At 69.9% G+C, this 17828-nt stretch carries 11 protein-coding genes; 2 read left to right on the top strand and 9 right to left on the bottom strand.

Annotated elements, in window-relative coordinates; genetic code table 11:
* Positions 1-4: 4 nt before the first annotated feature.
* The 3 genes from O9Y01_RS09040 to O9Y01_RS09030 form a co-directional block, all read right to left on the bottom strand.
* Positions 5-1465: a cell wall hydrolase gene (locus O9Y01_RS09040; protein ID WP_269631244.1), complete on the bottom strand. Its 1461-nt coding sequence runs from the start codon at positions 1463-1465 to the stop codon at positions 5-7.
* Complete coding sequence (locus O9Y01_RS09035; protein WP_269631243.1) at positions 1462-3237, bottom strand: hypothetical protein; 1776 nt, start codon at positions 3235-3237, stop codon at positions 1462-1464. The genes O9Y01_RS09040 and O9Y01_RS09035 overlap by 4 nt, the downstream gene beginning before the upstream one ends.
* A gap of 211 nt (positions 3238-3448) precedes the next feature.
* A complete protein-coding gene (locus O9Y01_RS09030) occupies positions 3449-3922 on the bottom strand; it encodes a hypothetical protein (protein WP_269631242.1) in 474 nt (157 codons plus the stop codon).
* Positions 3923-4047: 125 nt separating this feature from the next.
* On the opposite strand from O9Y01_RS09030, the gene O9Y01_RS09025 reads away from it, so the two are divergent.
* Positions 4048-5226, top strand: a complete 1179-nt coding sequence (locus O9Y01_RS09025) for a helix-turn-helix transcriptional regulator (RefSeq protein ID WP_269631241.1) — start codon at positions 4048-4050, stop codon at positions 5224-5226.
* A gap of 53 nt (positions 5227-5279) precedes the next feature.
* Here the strand turns inward: O9Y01_RS09025 and gcvA are convergent, their stop codons facing one another.
* Positions 5280-6206 (bottom strand): transcriptional regulator GcvA, encoded by a 927-nt coding sequence (gene gcvA, locus O9Y01_RS09020; protein ID WP_269631240.1) that lies wholly within the window; start codon positions 6204-6206, stop codon positions 5280-5282.
* Between the two features lie 201 nt (positions 6207-6407).
* Between gcvA and O9Y01_RS09015 the strand changes: the two genes are divergently transcribed.
* A complete protein-coding gene (locus tag O9Y01_RS09015; protein ID WP_269631238.1) occupies positions 6408-7181 on the top strand; it encodes an SDR family NAD(P)-dependent oxidoreductase in 774 nt (257 codons plus the stop codon).
* A gap of 99 nt (positions 7182-7280) precedes the next feature.
* Here O9Y01_RS09015 and O9Y01_RS09010 read toward each other — a convergent pair whose 3' ends face one another.
* Genes O9Y01_RS09010 through O9Y01_RS08990 form a run of 5 tightly spaced genes read right to left on the bottom strand, consistent with a single transcriptional unit; the run spans position 7281 to position 17822 of the window.
* A complete protein-coding gene (locus tag O9Y01_RS09010) occupies positions 7281-9431 on the bottom strand; it encodes an SWIM zinc finger family protein (protein WP_269631237.1) in 2151 nt (716 codons plus the stop codon).
* Entirely contained in the window at positions 9428-10549 is a 1122-nt protein-coding gene (locus O9Y01_RS09005) for a VWA domain-containing protein (protein WP_269631236.1), read from the bottom strand. Before O9Y01_RS09005 ends, O9Y01_RS09010 begins: the two co-directional genes overlap by 4 nt.
* Complete coding sequence (locus tag O9Y01_RS09000) at positions 10546-12978, bottom strand: DUF5682 family protein (RefSeq protein WP_269631235.1); 2433 nt, start codon at positions 12976-12978, stop codon at positions 10546-10548. The genes O9Y01_RS09005 and O9Y01_RS09000 overlap by 4 nt, the downstream gene beginning before the upstream one ends.
* Positions 12979-12991: 13 nt before the next feature.
* Positions 12992-14095 carry an ATP-binding protein gene (locus O9Y01_RS08995; RefSeq protein WP_269631233.1) on the bottom strand — a complete coding sequence of 368 codons (1104 nt, stop codon included), beginning with the start codon at positions 14093-14095 and terminating at the stop codon, positions 12992-12994.
* Position 14096: 1 nt separating this feature from the next.
* Positions 14097-17822 carry a DUF4132 domain-containing protein gene (locus O9Y01_RS08990; RefSeq protein WP_269631232.1) on the bottom strand — a complete coding sequence of 1242 codons (3726 nt, stop codon included), beginning with the start codon at positions 17820-17822 and terminating at the stop codon, positions 14097-14099.
* Positions 17823-17828: the final 6 nt, after the last annotated feature.

Raw genomic sequence — 17828 nt, 5'->3', positions numbered from 1 at the left:
TCGCTCAGCGGATCCGGTTGTAGAAGACATGCCGCCCGAGCCGGAAGCAGGGGGTCTGGCCCGCCGCCCAGTCGGGCAGGATGTCGACGGTGTGGTAGTGGCAGGCGTCGTCGGTGAAGTCCTTCCAGTCCGCCTTGACGGCCAGGTCGGCGATGTCGAGCGCCTGGGCGAAGGCGGCGTCTGCCGGGCTGACCTTCAGCAAGCGCTCCAGTGACGGCGTACCAGGGTTCCAGCAGCTGAACTGCCAGGGCTTGCGGCAGACGTCCACGACGTTGCGTCCCCACCAGGTCTGGCGGTGGACCCGGTTCATGACCACGCAGGCCACCGCCTCCATGCCGCGCCGCCCTTCGCCGCGGGCCTCCGCCCACAGCGTGCGCGCCAGGGTGTCCACGGCCACCTCACGAGAAGGGGCGGCACCGGCCGCGGCGCCTGTGGCCGTGCCTGGCACCGAGCGCGGCAGGGCGGCGCGCAGGGAGGGCCGCGGCGTTACTGGCAGCGGTCGACCGAGGGTCTCCCGGGTGATGGGCAGAATGCCGAAGTAGCTGATGGCCGCCTGCGCCGGCGTGAACCAGGCGTTGGCCTCATCGCCATCGGTGTCCAGGCCTGCACAGTGCAGGCCCAGCAGCGCGCCGCCTGGGTCCTGCACGGACGCACCGCTGTCACCGGCCTGGGTGGCACGGTCCAGCCGTGCCGCCACCAAGGACTGCACGCGCAGGGTCACCTCCTCGGTGCTGCCGTCCGGCGCCACCCGGTGGGTATTGATGTTCATGGCCGCGCTCATGCCCTGGCAGCGCCCCGCCACCACATCGCCGCCGGGCAGGCACACCTGCAGGCGGTCCCCCAGCACGGGCGTCTGGCCCAGGCGCTGCGGCAATGCCGCGGGCACCTCGCGGATCAACGAGTGCCAGACCTGGGCGGACACGCGCAGCAGGCCCGCGTCCAGCTCGTAGGCGCTCACCTCCGCGCCGCCGGTGATGCTGGTCTGCGCCAGATAGGCCCGCCCGATTCGCACGCCGTCGGGTGTCGTGAAGATCTCGAAGGGCTCATCAAAGCCCACGCCGCTGCGAGCCGCCAGCACATGGCCGGCGGTCACCAGGTAGTAGTGGTCCGCCGCATGCTGGTCCGCTGCCAGAAAGCCCAAGGCCCCCAGGATTGCCTCGCCGGAGGGACTGGTACGCAGGCCTTGCAGGGTGGCGCACTGGGCCGTGGGCCGAGCACTGCGCCAGGCCTGCAGGGGCACCTCGCCCAGGGTCGTCTCCACGCGGCGCGGCAGCAGCGACGCCGGCCAGCCCTCCGCCAGATGCACCCGGACATGAAGGTGCCCGGGCCGTCCGCCGATGCTGAAGCCCTCGATGATCTCCGGCCGCACCCAGGACAGGGCCCCGACGCCGCAGCGCTGCTGGCCCAGGGCTTCGGCCCAGGCCTGGATCGCGCGCCAGAGGCACTGCAGCTCGCGCCCGCTCACTTGCCGCCCCCGGCAGGCTTGCGGATGGCCACCGTGCGCTGCTGCAGGAGGTCCCCGTTGCGGAACACCAGCTGGAGGTCCTGCTCCGGCGCACTGGCCGCCGGGCTGATCACCACGGTCAGCGACTGGCGTCCAGCCGTGGCATCCGGCTCCGTGCGCAGCAGGTCCGAGGTCCGCAGGCTGGAGGTGCCGGCCAGGGAAATCGTGGGCATCTGGATGCCCCCCTGAGCGACAAAGCGCTGCGTCCCGCCGGGCGCGACCGTGATGACGGCCTCCTGCGGGTCGACCACCAGCTTGAGCCCGGGCGGCAGGAACTGGCATTCGTCCCGGCCCTGCAGGGCGGCGGCACGCTCGCGGTCCACCTCCAGATAGGCCTGGATCTGCTCCTCCGCGGCGATCAACTTGAACAGCGCAGTGCGGACCTCGGCATGGGACTTCACCAGAGCTCGATTGACGTCGACACGTGCACTGAGCTCATCAGCGCTGAGCTTCAATGCGGCCTTGGCCGGACCGGCCTTGCGCGCCTTGCTCGTACCGCTCTGGCCTTCCGCAGTGCCGCCACCTGGCGCAGTGGGCGACGTCGACGGCGGGGTCGCGGCCTGCGACAGCACACTGGAGAGATCCTGGCTCCCCAGCTTCATGCCGCCCACGGCGCGACGCAGCGAATCGACATCGGCCTCCGTGGCCTGCACCGCCTTGTTGGCGGCGGCCTCGATGGTGCGCACGGTGTGCAGCAAGGCGTGCGGTGCGTTGTCGATGCGGTCCTGCAGGCCCTGGGCCGCCCTGAGCGAGCGACCCGCCGTCAGCAGCCGCTGTTCGGCCTCTTCGAGCGTCTGCCGCGCCAGCCCATGCTCAGTGTTGGCGTCCGACACGACCGGCGCTTCACCCTGCCCCCGCGACTGACAGGTGGTGCTCGTGGCGCCGCGGCTGTCGCAGCCATTGCGGTAGGCCCCGACACGCTGGAAGGCCTCCGGGGTGACCGCCAAGGCCGCACGCAGGCTGATCAACGCGTCATTCAGCGTCCGGATCGCCCTGCGCAGGGCGCTGCGGCTCTGGATCAGGCTGGCCTCATTGTCCAGGGATGCGCTTCCGGCCCCTGCCCGGGTGGCGACGGCCGCTGATGCTCCCTGGCCCTCGCCGGGCCCGGACGCTGCCTCGCCGGCGCTTCGTGCCGTGTCGCCCTGGATGTACTTGCGCTCGTACAGGTAGCGCGCCACCGAGCCGTACATGGCGCAACTCAGCGCATCCACCGCGGCCAGGCGGATCTGTTGGCGTTGCGGCGATTCCCGACTCTTGACCCAGCCAAAGGCGGCGCTGCCCGCCAGCCCCAGGCGCGTCACCTCGCGGCGCACCTCGTCGCCATGGCCGAACAGACTGCGATACAAGGCATAGGCCCCCACGGGGTAGGCCGCCGCGGAGACCAGCCAGGGGGCGCCGGAATCATCGATCTCGGCGCGCAGGATGCGCAGCCGGGCGGCGTCGGCATCGTCGACGGCGGCGGGCAGCAGGCCGTAGAAGCGGGGACAACCGGCGGCTTCCAGCTGCGCGTCGGTGAGCGACGGACCGCACAACTGCCCGTACAGTCCCTGTGGTGCACTGGCGGCACGTGACGTGAAGCCGTACTGCGGGCGCAGGTCGCTGGTCTGCGGGCTGAGGGGCGCGCAGGCCGCCGCCAGCAGGGCCGAAGCAGGCAGCGCCAGCAGCCCCCAGCGCTGTCCACCCACGCGCCGGAGCGGCGCTGGCGATGTCGCCATCTGTTCCAGTCGAGGCATAGGGTCCCCTTCATTTCTTCTTCGATGTCGGCTGTCGCCACCGGCGTCCAGCCACGCACGCCTGCAGCCCGACCGCAACAGGGCGCGGCGCACGATGTCTGGCAAGGCCGGGTTGCAATCGACGCCCTCTTGCGCAGGGGCGTGCAACGCCTTTCTCGCACGCCCCTCGGTCTCGCGCCGATGCAGCGGCAGCGGCGCCAGGCCGCGGCCGTCAGCCCCGGCGGCGCTCGACGGGGTCGAGGACCCGGAGATCGATGGAATCCACCCAGCACAGGGCGCCGGACCCCGGCTCGGCCAGGTCACGCTGGGCCAGCAGGGTCAGGGACAGGCGCAGCTCGCCGTCCACGCCGACGCGCGCCGTAGTGGCGCCGGCCAGCGGCTCCTCGGGCGAGTCCGGCATCAAGGCAATGCGACGGCCATTGGCCCAGACCATCACGTGGGCCAGGCCGCGCGGGCCGCTGAGCTGGCTGCCGCCGCGCACCTGCACGCTGACCCAGCCCGTTCCGCGGCAGCGCACCAGGCCATCGGCACGCACGGCCTGAGGCGCGGCGTCCTGGTCGTCCGGGTGGCTGGCCACCTCCAGGCCGGTGAACAGGATGGACAGCACCTGCCCATCCTCGGTGCGGGCGCCGCTGACACCCAGTTCGACCTTGTCAAAGCTGGCGGATTCAAGATTCAGAGACATCGCTCGCTCCCCGTGTGGTGATGCCTCCAATATGCAAAGTCAGCGTCCACCTTGCGCCCCATGGGATGAGGGCAAACGCCGGCAAGAAGCACAAAGTTGTCGCGCTGACGTCATCAGTTTGATTGATGCTGGTGATTGACAGTGGTTTCACCATGACGCCCATGCTGCGCAGCCCCACCGTCTCCAAACGCCGCCTGGCCCAGCTTCCCGCCCTGCTGGGCGCAGGCCTGGCACCGGGGGACTTCATTCCTGCCCTGCTGGAGGCCTTGCACGAGGTCATCCCCAGCGCCCGCAACCTCTTCGATCACACGGACGCCCAGGGCAGCCTGCTTCACTACTACGTCGAAGGCCCGGTGGACGAGGACATTGCGCAGCACTACTTCGAGCACTTCCACAACCGCCGCGAGGCGGACTGCATGCCGGCCTTCCAGTCACTGGCCCTGGCACCGGGCGGCGTGCGCAGCGCCCGCCCCCTGATGACGCCGCAGTTCTACAACTCGGCCCTGTACCACGAGATCTGGAAGCCCCAGGGCCTGCACAGCCGGCTGGAGGGCGTGGTGCGCGATGCCGGGGGGCGACTGCTGGGCAGCCTGGTGCTGTACCGGGGGCCGGACGACGCCCCCTTCAGCAGCGATGAAGAGCAGGCCCTGGCCGCCGTGTTGCCCTGGGTGGCGCGAGGCCTGCAGGCGGGCCAGGCCGCCCGCCTTCAGGGAACGCGCAGCGGTCCGGCGAGCGAGGAGGCTGCGCCGCGCTACCTCCCTGCCCCAGAGCTGGCCGAGACCCTGCTGCTGGATGCCGAAGGGCATCTGCTCGATGCCACGGCCGGTGCGGCGCGCCTGCTGCTGCTGGCGACCGGCGGCCTGACCATGGACGCCCTGGCCGAAGGCCGTGCCGGCATGGAGGCTGCGCTGCGACGTGTCTTCGACTCCGGCCCCGCAGCCCTCGGCCGCGCCCGCTCGCTGACCCTGATCAATGCCCATGGCCGCTTCACCGCCGAGGCCCGCGCCCTGCTCGGTCATCTGGACGGGCCGGGCAGCCCCGCCACCCTCGTCACCCTGCGGCGCCTGGAGCCCCATGCCGTGGCCCTGCACCGCACCCTGCGCCAGCTTCCCCTCACCGCTGGGCAGCTGCAGGTCTGCGCGGCGCTGTGCCAGGGGCATGGCGCCGCGGACATCGCCCAGCTCCAGGGCGTGGCCCACAGCACGGTGGTGGATCACATCCGCAAGATCTATCGCGCACTGGGCGTGGGCAGCGTGCATGAGCTGTGCCGGCGGGTGGAGAGCGAGATGGCGACAGGCCCGTGAGCGGCCGGGGCCAGGGGTGCCGGGCCGGCATTCGCCCGCACCAGGCAGCGTGGTCAGACGGGTGACTGCCCCGCCTCCTCCAGCAGCCAGTCGCGGAAGGCCGCCAGGCGGGGCAGGCCGGCGCATTCGCCGCGGTAGACCACGTAGTAGGACAGCGGCGAGCGGTACTCGACTGCCGGGAAGAGCCGGACCAGCCGCCCTGCCGCCAGGTCGTCGCGGACCATCACGCTGCGGGCCAGAGCGATACCCTGGCCCTCCGCCGCGGCCTGCAGCACGGCGGCCGAATTGTTGATGCGCAGGGGGCAGCGCGACAGCCGGGTGCGCACGCCGGCGGCCTCCAGCCAGGTCGCCCAGCCGGGGAAGCCGGCGTGATCGTCCATGGACTCGTCGTGGATCAGCGTCTCGCGCAGCAGGTCCTCGGGCTGGCGCAGGCGGTCCGGTGACTGCAGCAGGCGCGGCGCGCAGACGGGGAACAGGTCTTCGTCCAGCAGCTTCACCGCGCTCAGGCCAGGCCAGTGGCCCAGGCCGTAGCGCACGCCGATGTCCACGCGCTGAGCGAGGAAGTCCACCGCCTTCAGCCGGGTTTCCAGGCGGACGTCCGTGTCAGGGTGGCGCTGCTGGAAACGCTCCAGTCGCGGCAGCAGCCACTTGGCCGCGAAGGCCGGGCTGACCGTCAGAGTCAGCACCCCGTGGCCCGCCCCTTCGCGCAGGCGCTCCATCCCCAGGGCCAGGCGATCCAGGCCGGCGCGGATGTCCGGCAGCGCGCGCTCGGCCGCCTCGGTGGGCTGCAGGCGGGCGCGGCCGCTGCTGCCGCGCAGGAACAGCGGCGTGCCCAGCCAGTCCTCCAGCGAACGCACCAGCTGCCCCACGGCCGCGGGCGTGACATGCAGCTCTCCGGCCGCCAGCGCAAAGCTCTGGTGCCGCGCCGAGGCCTCGAAGGCCCGCAGGGCGTTGAGGTGGACCAGGGTCTTGCCATTCATGAAGATTTTCTTTCCGGTGCGGACAGATTATCTCGTTTGTCACCCTGAGGGCCGCCGCGAAGAATCCATTCCGACGACTGAGCCCGCCTCCAGGAGGCGGCCAGATCGTTCCGTCAGTCGGCGGGCCTGGGCCGGATAGCTTTTCTTTCTGATCCGCTCGCGCCCCGTCGGCATCAATTCCAAGGACAGAAGAGGTGTGCGATGAGTGATGCATTTCAAGGCAGGAAGCTGCTGGTGCTGGGTGGGACGAGCGGCATGGGTCTGGAGACCGCACGCCTGGTGCTGGGCCAGGGCGGCAGCGCAGTGATCGTCGGCCACGACGCCGGCAAGGCGGAGGCCGCACGGGCGCAGCTGGCCCCGCTGGGTCCGGTCCAGGCCATCACGGCGGACCTGGGCAGCGATCTGGGCGTGGCCGCCCTGCTGGAGGTGCTGAGCAGCCGGCATGCCGACATCGACCTGCTGGTCAATGCGGCGGGCGTCTTCTTCCCCAAGCCCTTCCTGGACCACGAGGCCGCGGACTACGAGCGCTACATGGCCCTGAACAAGGCCTTCTTCTTCATCACCCAGGCCATGGCGCGGCAGTGGGTGGGCCAGAAACGGCCGGGCGCCATCGTCAACATCGGGTCCATGTGGGCACGCCAGGCCATCGCGGCCACGCCGTCCTCCGCCTATTCCATGGCCAAGGCCGGGCTGCATGCGCTGACCCAGCACCTGGCCATGGAGCTGGCGCCGCACCGCATTCGCGTCAATGCGGTCTCGCCCGCCGTGGTGGAGACCCCCGTCTATGAGCGCTTCATCCCCAGGGACCAGGTCGCCGCCACGCTGCAGGGCTTCAACAGCTTCCACCCCATCGGCCGCGTGGGCCGGCCACAGGACGTGGCCGAGGCCATCGCCTTCCTGCTGTCCGACAAGGCGGACTGGGTGACGGGGGCGGTGTGGGATGTGGATGGGGGGGTGATGGCGGGGAGGAATTGAGAACTCGGGCCGCGTCAGGGTCGGGATGAGGCAAACACGGTGGATGAGGCACGGATGCCGCCGAACGGAGCGCGCAGCCCCCTGAGCCTCCACGCCTGATCAGTCCTGCGAGGCACCCTCACCCACCAGCAGGCGCTCCAACTGGAGGCAAAGGTAGTTGGCCCGCAGGGTGGCCTCCGCCAACGTCGCCGTCTCCATCGCCATGCGGTCGAAGGCGCTGAATCCCGCCTGCGACGCGCTTGCCACCCAGGACTTGAGCGCCGACTGCCACAAAGCGCGCTGCTGGTCCGCGAGGCCGCGCTCGGCTGCTCCCTGCAAGGCCGAGCGGAAGCGCCTCAAGACCTCAGGCAGCAGCTCGCCCTGCAATTCGGGCGCCTCGGCCCCGGCCGCAGCGCCTCCCGGCCTCGGCACACCCGCCACCCGGTCCCTGGCACCGGGGGCGGCATCGAAGTGCAAGGCGTCGACCGGCAGACCGCCCTCGGGCGCGACCGGCCCATCGACCCGCACCAGGCTCAGCGGCTCGACGCGCAGGCGGTCCATGGACTGCCGAAGCCGGGCCACCAGTAGCGTCCCGGGAGCAGGCGGGCTTTCGTTCATGGCCTCAATGCGCCCGATGGCATGGTCCGCGAATTCGGAGAAGGCCAGCTCCGCGTCGAGCCGCGCGCCCTCGCCGTCCAGCAGGGGCCAGACCAGCAACTGCCGCGGGGCGTCGAAGTACGGAGCGCCGAAGCGTTCAGGCTTCAGCACGACCCAGTCTTCCATGGGTGCCGGCTCAGCCAGCAGGCTGCGTCGGTGCTCGCATCGGCGCTGCCGCAGGACGGACCAGCGGTTGATGGCCTGCAGGCCTGCGGCGAAGTCCGCCTGTGCCTGCTCCGGCATGACAGCGACCACGGTGCTGTCCGCAGCGGACAGGCGACCGCTCGAGTTCAATTGTGCGTGCAACAGCGTCAGGACACGCCCTGTCAACTGCGCCGGTGCCCACATGCCGCTCCAGGGTCCGGCCGCCTTGTAACGCGCCCTGGCGTTGAAGCCGCGCTGGCTCTGCGGCCGCGCCTCCGTGCAGGCCAGGAAGCGCTGCTCGCGAGCCGACCAGAACAGCATCGTCAAGCCCACGTAGCCCGATCCCGAGCGCCAGGCCCAGGCGCCCAGGCCATGCAGGACAAGAGAGCCCACCGGCTCATAGCTGGAGCGGGCGCGCCCCAGCAGCTGCGAGGGCGCAGCGCCGCGGGCTGCCGCAGCATCCAGCGCCGACACCAGGCCGTAGCAGAGCGTCAGCTCATCCAGCAGGCGGTGCTCGTCCGCGCCGCCCACTCGCTCGAGAAGCTGCTCGACGTGGTCGGCGATGCGCCGCAGCGCCAGGGCCAGGCGGTGGTACTCGGCGCCCTGGGCCCACACAGCCATCGTCGAGAAGCGTTCGTGGATGCCGCGCGACAGATGCGCCAGGCCTAGCTCCAGGCACTCGCCCAGCAAGCGACTGACCCGCTCGCGCAGTCGCGCTCGGGAGTCCTGCAGGGTGCCTGCACCGTTCGGTGGCACGGCATGATCCTGGCCGAGATCCAGCGCGGCAGAGCGCTCTCGCGCTGCGGGCTCCGGCGGGGGCAGGTCTTGCCCATGGGCCCGCCGAAAGGCCAGTACGGCGGCCACGCGGTATTTCTCGAGTTGCGCCAGCTCGATGTCTGGCAGCAGGTTTCCGATCCCGCCGCCCATGTAGCGGAGGTTCAGGCGCGGGCGCTGGAAGCCCAGCACCAGGTGGGCGCTGCCTCCTATGCGCAGGGCCTGCTCCGGCTCCAGATCGGCCACGAACTGCCAGGCCCAGCGGTAGCCGGCGCGGCCGGCATGATTCTGCAGCGCTTCTGCCGGAATCGCCAGCAGTTCGTCGCCCAGCCGTGCCAGCGGGTCCTCGCCAGGGGCGACGCCCGGTTCACCGTGCAGCCCTTCAGCGCCGAGCTCCGGGTTGGCGCCTCCCACGCCCAGGCGCTGCAGGCCGAGGGCCGCGGCCACGATGTGCTGGCAGACCCCCGAGGCCGGGCAGCTGCATCGGGCGTGCGCAGGCCCACGGGCATCGAAGCTGACCCGGTGCTCCGCCACACTGACGACGAGCACGTCCGCGCCCTCCTCGATCACGGCGGCGGCCTGCTTCTCCAGGTCCTTCACAGCCCGGCGGTACAGGCCGCGGTTGGACAGCGCGACAAAGGCGTCTTCGTCGAATCGAGACAACTGCTCGAGCAGCCCCTGCCTGAGCGTGCTCATGAGATCACCTTGACCAGCCAGTGCGCCAGCTTCTGAGGCGTCAGCGCGGCAATCTCCATGCCGCAGCCCGCCAGCCGTTCTGCGATCTGGCGGTCGTAGACCGGATGGGCCTGGGCATCCAGCGAAGCCAGTCCCAGCAGGCGGACGCGGGCCTCCGCCAGCTGCTTGACCGCGCGCACCAGCTCGTCCGGTGACGCGCCCTCGCAGAAGTCCGTCACCAGGGCCAGCACCGTGCGCTGAGGGTGCGCCACCAGCTGGCTGCAGTAGCGCACGGCCTGTGCGATGTCGGTGCCACCACCGAGCTGCACGCGCATGAGTGTCTCCACTGGATCGCCGGCATGGTCGCTGAGGTCTACCACCTGGGTATCAAAGACGACGATCCGGACCCGGAACGCCGGCAGAGCCGCCAGGATGCCTGCCATCACCGCGCTGTGGATCACCGAGTCGGCCATGCTGCCGCTCTGGTCCACGCACAGAATGACGTCCCAGGGCAGGCGCCGCGCATTGCGCTCAAAGAAGCGCAGCTGCTCGATGACCATCTGCTGCCGGGACTGGTCGAAATGCCGAAGGTTGCTGCGCAAGGTCCCGATGGCATCGAAGTTGCGTGCCACGGCCAGGGGCGAGTGCCTGAAGCGGTTCAAGCGGCCTGCGAGCGCCTGGCGCACCTCCGGCTCCAGTCGGCGCCGGATCTCGTCCACGACCTGCCGGATGATGCGGCGCGCCATGTCCAGCACTTCGCCGTGCAGATGGCCGCGCAGCGTCAGTAGGGCCCGCAGCAGTTGCTGGTTGGGTTCCAGGCGCTCAAGGGTCTGCGGGTCGGTCACCAGTTCGGTCAGGCCGTAGCGGTCCAGCGCATGCTTCTCGATGATCTCGACGGTCTCCTGGGGGAAGAGCTCGCGCACCTCGCCCAGCCAGGTCACCAGGGTCAGCTGGGACGGATCCAGCGATCCTGGCCCCGTGCCGGTGCGCAGGCCGCGGCCCTGGTACTCACGGCCGTAGAGGTAGTCCAGCGCCTGGTCCATCCGCTGCTGTACACCTTGCAGGCCCGGCCCGCCGACCGACAGGCGGCGGGCGGCGTACTTGCCCAGCACGAGACGCCAGCGGTCGAGCGGATTCATGGTTTCACCCATCCTTCCAGTCCATCAGCGGCCAGGGTCTCATGCAGCAGGCGCGAGGCTTGCAGATGGGTCTGCACCTGTTCCGCGGAGAGGTCATGTCGCACCAGGCGGCCCAGATCTTCTCGGCCGTGGAGCCGGGCCGCGGCTTCGGCGATCCGGTCGGTCTCCTTGGGCGTCATGTCGGCAAATGCAAGACGGAGTTCCGGCAGGTTGGCGACAAAGGTCGTCTCGTCCCAGCCCTGCAGCGTGGCGTCCAGTACCTGCAGCAAAGAGCGCTGCTGCCAGGCCGCCTCGCGGGCGGTCTGCAACAGCCCACGCAGGAAGGCCACGGCGTCCTGCGGGGCGATTAGGCCCTGGAGATGCCCGGCCAGGATCTCGCCCAGCGCCTCGTCGGACAGGCGGCCGGCGCTGTACAGAAGGCCGGCCGCTGCGCCCCGGGTCAGGGCGGCTTCGTGGTTGGCCTGCAGGCCCGCCACCATCTCCCAGAACAGGGAGGCATCCAGCGCCCGTCCCGCCTCGCTGTGCAGCAGCTCCCGCAAGCGGGCCAGGCCCTCGACGACCTCGGGGCTGTCGCCTCCCCTGAGCTCGCGCCCCAGGAAGATGGCGCGCTCGAAGGCGGCCTGAAGCAACTGGGGCAGCTCCCGCAGGCCCTCGGCCTCCAGCGGCTCGCGCGATTCGCGCAACAGGCCCAGGGTGCTGGCCGCCGAAGCCAGGGAGGCAAAGCTCGCATCCGCCGCCATGACCTGGCCCAGCAGCCCGGCCACACGCGACAGGTGATCATGCAGGCCCAGCACGCAGGCTTGCGTCAACAGGCTGGCGGCCGTCTCCGCGTCGCGGCTGAGCTGGCCGGTCTCAAAGCGTTCTAGCCTAGCATCAAAGCGGTTGGCCACAGCCAGCGCCAGGGTTGTGCCGAAGACAGAGGCCTCGACCAGGGCTGCTTCCGTGGCCGCCGAATGGGCGTACTCCCAATGCTCCTGAAGTCGGTCCAGCCCGATGCCATTCACAAAATCCGGGCCGGCCATGCGCGTGGCCAGCGGGACACCTAACAGGACAAGGCCATGGAAGAGCCGGCTGGTCAGGCGATGCTCGGCGCGCCGGTAGAGGTCCAGGACGGCCCGGCGGGGCTGGGCGTCGTCGATCTTCAGGCGCTGGCGCCGGGCCCGGTACTCGAAGTCGCGCACCAGCGGCGGCGTGCTGCCGCCAGGCGGGACCTTGCCCATGGACTGGCCGCTGAGCATGCGCCGGGCCACGCCCAGCACCAAGGCGCCGTCGCCATCGGCATCCCCCTTGACGAAGCAGCTGGTCACGGCGTCCAGCAGGTCCTCGCGCACCGGCGCGGGTCGCCCGCGCAGCTCGGCCAGGCGCAGCAGTTGCTCGAAGGCGGCCATCAGGGCAGGCAGGGGCAGTGCGAGCCTGAAGCGCTCGCGCAGCTCCGTGGCGATGTCGAACAGGAATGACAGCGCCAGCTCCTGGCGCAGCTGGGGCGCGCCGGCCCGGGAGGGCTTCGCCGGCTTCTGGGACAGCTCCCACAGGCGCTGGTGCCAGGCCGGCGAACTCATGCCCGCGACATAGCCGTTGAGCCGGTCCAACCGGTCGAATGAGTAGCGGATCAAGGCGGACGAGGCCTCGATGATGGCACCGCAGGCGATGTCCGGCCGCTGCACGGGCCGGCTCAGCAGCGCGGGCAGGGCCACCGCATGAAAGCCCCCAACGACAGCCAGCACCGGCCCGTCGCCGTCCCGGCGGTCCGAAAGCGCCTTCTGGATGTGCCAGGCCATCTCGGCCTCCCGAGGCAAGGTGCCGTCGGCGGCCAGCATCTCATTGCTGTACTCAGCCCGGGCCAGCTGGCAGTAGGCCGCCATGTCCGTGACATGCGCCTCCAGCTCACGCCCCATCGCGGGCGCCTCGAACAGGTGCTCCCACAGCTCCTCATGGTCCCGGCAGCCCAGCTGGCGGGCCAGTGCTGCCAGCGCCTGACTGCGCCTGAAGTGCCGTTCGTCCAGCAGGGACAGCGCCTCCTCACTCGCGCTCGCGTCGTCCAGGAGCGATTGCGCGGCAAAGTCCAGGTCGATGAAGCGGGCGGGCACGCCCAGGGCCGCTGCGGCCCGCAAGGCTACAAGCTCCGGCGAATGGTCGCAGAAGGGGTAGTAGGCCGCGCGCCGCTTCTCGGGCGTCTCTCCTTGCGCCTTGCGGACGGCATAGGTGTAGAGGGCCAGCGGCATGCGTGCCTCGGCATGCACCAGCAAGGGGATCATTGGTGTGAAGCCCGCAGGCCCCTCCACCAGCACCGCCGCCGGCCGCACGCGCGTCAGCAGCGCCTGCAGCTGCCAGGCACAACCTGGGCTGTGGTGCCGGACCGGAAATACGATGAGGTCCGGCCGGACCAGACTCGCGGACAGCGCACGGATCGCGTCGGAGGTCTGCAGCATGCCGTGCCGCGGTTCAGCGCTCGAGCTCGCGGCGGGCATCGAGCACGCGCTTCCACTGGCTGTCCCGCTGGGCACGCTGCTTAACCACCACATCGAAGTAGTGGCGCAGCTTCTTGCCGTCGTCCGGGTTGTCCTTGAGCACGGTACCAATCAGCTGCTTGGCCACATGCTCGCCCGCCACGCTGCCGCCGCCAAGGTAGTGAGCATCCAGGCAGGCGGCGTAACCCACGGACACGGCCTCCGCGGATGACATCACCGCCGTGGGCTTCTCGACCACCACGCCCTCCCCGGTCACGCCGTGGCGCAGGTCGTGGAAGGCCGTCACCAGCAGCTCGACGACGTCGGGTTGCAAGTCCACCTCCACCTGCGCGCGCGCCAGCAGGGCCTGGGTCCGCTCGCGCACGAGCTGGATCTCCAGCTTGCGATCGTTGATGGGCCGCACCGTCTCGAAGTTGAAGCGGCGCTTGAGGGCGCTGGACATCTCGTGCACGCCGCGGTCGCGTATATTGGCTGTCGCCAGCACATTGAAGCCGCGGGCGGCGAACACCATCGAATCCTCGCCGGCCAGCTCGGGCACGTGCAGCACCTTGTCGGAGAGCAGGCTGATCAGGCTGTCCTGAATCTCGGGCTGGACACGGGTCAGCTCCTCGAAGCGGCAGAGGCAGCCGCCCGCCATCGCCTCGAACAAGGGGCCCTTGACCAGGGCACGCGTGCTGGGCCCCTGTGCCAGCAGCAGGGCGAAGTTCCAGGTGTACTTGATCTGATCCTCGGTCGTGCCGGCGGTGCCCTGGATGGTCCGGTCCGAGCGGCCGGAGATGGCCGCGGTGAGCAGCTCCGACAGCATGGACTTCGCCGTGCCCGGCTCTCCCACAAGCAGCAGGCCGCGGTCGCTCATCAAGGTGACCACGCAGCGGTCCACCAGAGCATCGTCGCCGTAGAACTTGCGCGTGATGCCCAGCTTTTCGTCGCCCACGATGAAGCGGCGCACGGCCCGTGGGGAGAGCTTCCATCCCTCGGGCCGCGGCCCGGTGTCTTTCTCGGCCAAAAGGGCCAGCTCCTGCGCATGGGTCTGCTCGGCCGGCGCACGGAGGATGCCTTGCGGCGCGGAAGTGCTCATCTCAGTACTCACTCTTCTTTTCCCATGCCGGGTCAAAACCTGCCCCCTCGGCGGCAATCAGGCGCAGGTCGTTGTAGCACTCGGACAGCAGGACAGGCGGCACCTTGGACAGAAGCAGGTGGCTGGCATCCCAGCGGTCACCGGACTGGGTCGCCGAGAAGGTCAGCTTGATCAAGGCGACGCTGCGGTTCTCTTCCGGCAGCGGATTGCCGGTGAACTCGAGGGTGGCGGTGAGACCCAGGGTGGGGAAGCGCTTCTCATAGACATGGAACCAGCCGCCGTCCTCCGCGGGCCCGCGCGTGTAGCCCAGCTTGAGGGCTCGGCCGCGCAGGGCGAAGGCCTCCAGCATGTGGCCCTTGAAGTCCAGGATCTCGTCCGACTGTGCCTGCTCGGCGGGCAGCGTGTAGCGCCCCTTGCCCAGCTGCTGGAATAGAGGTTTGACCTCGTAGTCCACGAGGTGCTGCTGCCAGCCGGCGACGACCTCGTCATCGAGCAGGGAATCGTGGGCCAGGCGGATACATGCGTCGTCCGGCAGGGTCACGGCCTCGTCCTCGCAGTCAGTGAGGCTGCCGTCGTCCAGGGGGCGGAAGACCTGCACCGCCTGGCCGTCCTCGACCTGGACCCAGACCAGGCGCTGCACCAGGTGCCGCGCCACCGGGTGTTCGAACAGGTAGGCGCGCCAGTCGGCGTACGACCATTCGCGCTGCGTGCACAGCGCTTCGTAGAGGCGGTCCGTCTGGAGGTCAACAATGCTCTTGAGCTCCTTCTTGGCGGCGCTGAGGGCCTTTCTGGACTGCTTGGCGGTGTCCGCATCGTCGTCCTGCCGGGGCTCGGGCAGGGCCGCGATCTTCTTGCCATCGGGGTTGAAGAGCTCGACCTTGAAGTCGGGCAGCAGCCGGGCCTGGAACACCCGCGGCCCATAGCTGAGCTCCAGGACGCCGTTCTCATCGAAGCCTGCCGAGGGAATGGTGCGGTCGGCCAGCTCGGCCAGGGTCCAGCCCTTGCGCTCGGCCAGTGCCTGGGCCTGGCGCGTGGCCTCCTCCTGGAAGCTGCGCGTACGGAAGCGCGAGCCAATGGCCAGCATCAGCTGCGTGGCGCTCGGATGCTCGATCCAGGCCAGCATGGCGATCAGCGCCTTGCCCTGCGAGGCACGCGAGCCGTACCACTCCTTCAGATAGCGCTGCGTCGGTGCCGCGGCGCGCTCTGCCGCGCAGGCGGCGGCGACGGCCAGCAGGCCCTTGCTGCCCGTCGCGGAGCCCGCCGGATGGCGCAGGCAGGCGGGCAGGTAGGCCGCGGTCATCTCCTCGACCGACTTTCCCCAGTGCGGATGCTCCTGGTAGTACTGGGGGAACTGGGTCATCGACTGCTGCGTAGACAGGGCCGAGTTCTTTGCCAGGGTCATCGCTTCGTCGGGCGAGATGGGGCGAACATCCTCCTGCAGCCACGCCTCGAGCACGAACTGGCCGAGGGCCTCGCGGTCGCGCGCCTCGAACATGCCGCAGTACTTGCGCAGCACGGCATTGGGCTCAGGCAGCTTCTGCCTGACGGCCTGGGCCAGCATCCATTGCAGCACCTCGGTCGGCACCTGGCCTTGACCATCGGCCCAGCGGACCCGGGGCATGGCGCTCCAGGGGAACCAGTCCAGGTCCTTGGGCAGCCCCTTGGCCAGTGACTTGGCGGCCTCGGTGGCCAAAGCTTCGCGGTCCAGGTACTTCTCGACAGCCTGCCCCAGCTGCTGAAGCGCATCGAGCAGCGCGCCCTTGGTCAGGTCGTTTTTCTCCTTGCGCAGGGCCTGCTCCAGCGAGGGCACGGCCGGCTCATGCCGCAGGCGGCCGAGCCATTGTGCAGCCAGCATGCGCACCTCCGCCTTGCCACTGCCCAGCGCCTCGATGATGCGCTGCTCCTTGCCTGGCAGATGCTGCAGGGCCTCCTGTGCCGGCTTCCTATCGGTCTTGGTGGGCCCCATCGCCAGGCCGAACAGCGCGCTGACGGCCACGGCGGGCGGGCTGGGCAGGGTCGCCAGCGCGCGATAGAGGCCCTTGCGATCAAAGGAATAGGACTTGATCGGGTTGTTCATCAGCACCTCGACCAGCCAGTCCAGGTGGTGTGCGAAGAAGGGCCAGACATCCGCCGCTGCCCAGTCCGCAGCAAAGGGGTTCCAGCTGCTGCAGTAGTCCAGCAGCAGGGCCCGGCCCATATGGCCGGACTGGTCCAGCAGGACCGAGATCTCCAGCAAGGTCGGATGGCCACTGCGTCGGTAGAGGCGCTCGAAGACCCTGCGGGCCGGCATCAGCAAAGAGCCGTCCGGCGCCGTGTCCACCTGGAAGAAGGCCAGCATCTTCATCGCACTGACCGGCGTCAGGGCGCCGGACTCGACCAGCGTCTCCAGAGCGGGTGTCACATGCTGCCAGACCCTTTGCCGTTGCTCCTCGCGCCGGGGCGGCGTGGCGACCGCGGCGGCCAGGTATTGCGCCAACGCCTGCTGGTCGGCAGCCGTGTAGTGCTCCGTCTCCCGGAGCTGGAACTTGTGCCCCTGGGCAGCCATCCGGGCGTGGTGCTCACGCGCCTGCTGGTTGGCCTGGGTGATGGCCTCGGTGACCTCGTGCCAGAACTTCACCTGCACATGGCCAGGCAGGCGATGAAGATCACTGGCCCAGTCGATGACAGGAAGGACGTAGTCATAGCGCTCGGGCCCGGCGTCCAGGGCCGCCTGACTCTCCTCCCACTCGGCCCGCAGGGCCTGGACCGAGGCCGCCTTGTCGGCGCCCGCAACCTGACGCGCCCAGTCCATGCGTGCACCGTCTTCCTGCTCCGAGGCCAGCTTGAAGAGCAGCGCCAGGGCCTGGTAGCGCTGGTCCGGCTTGCCGCCGGTCGCGAGCGCCGCCAGCGCGTCCACGCCCGCCGAGCCACACCGGCGCAGCAGGGGCTCGGCGGCCGCACGGACCTGCTTGCTGCTGGCAGTGGCCAGCAGGCTCAGCTGAGGCAGCAGCTTCTGCAGGGTGCTCACTTCCGCGGTCTCCAGCAGCTTCAACACATGCAGACGCTGGGGAACGGCTTCCGCCAGCAAGAAGGGACGCACACTCAGCAGGTGACAGTCCAGCATCTGGGCATAGCCCTTGAGATCGGTCACCAGGAGCAGGCGCTGCTCTGCGAAGTAGCTGGAGGACAAGGGTGTGCTGAACGCTGACACCAGCAGGGCGCTGGCCTCAATCCCATCCTCGAGTTGCAAGGCCTCCAGGCACGCCGCGGAGAGGTGGCGCGCCCTCGCCCGCCTGCCGGACCACCCCGTCAGGCTGTGGCCGGCACTGTGCTGGAGCAGCGCTTCCGGCCACCTCAGGCCGCGAGGCAATTGGAAGGAGAACATCCGCGTGAGCGAGGAGGTGCTGGCCGCGAGCAGCTGGGCCCAGCGCAAGCCCACGGCGGGCGGCAGCGCGTTGAAGTGCTCATAGACATCCGGCACGCCCTTGGCGTGGCCGTAGTGATAGCCGGAGAGATGCAGGTGCTCGGCCACGAACTCACTCGCGGCGACCTCTCCCAGCACGGCGGCGCTGCTGCCATGCAGCACGAACTCGAGCATGTCGCGCGCAAGGCCAACGCGGCCCTTGGGCGGCGCTGCTGCGTCGAGCGGCGAGAGCAGCGCCTCCATGCGCTGGACCCATACCTCGGGAACGCCCTCAGGCAGCTCGAACGACGCGTTCCCCAGCAGCGTGGCGACCCACTTCAGCATATTCCC

This window comes from Pelomonas sp. BJYL3, assembly GCF_027257975.1.
GTDB lineage: Bacteria > Pseudomonadota > Gammaproteobacteria > Burkholderiales > Burkholderiaceae_C > Roseateles_B > Roseateles_B flavus.
The sequence above is the reverse complement of the archived record's forward strand: the minus strand, read 5'-3'. Positions and strand labels throughout refer to the sequence as shown.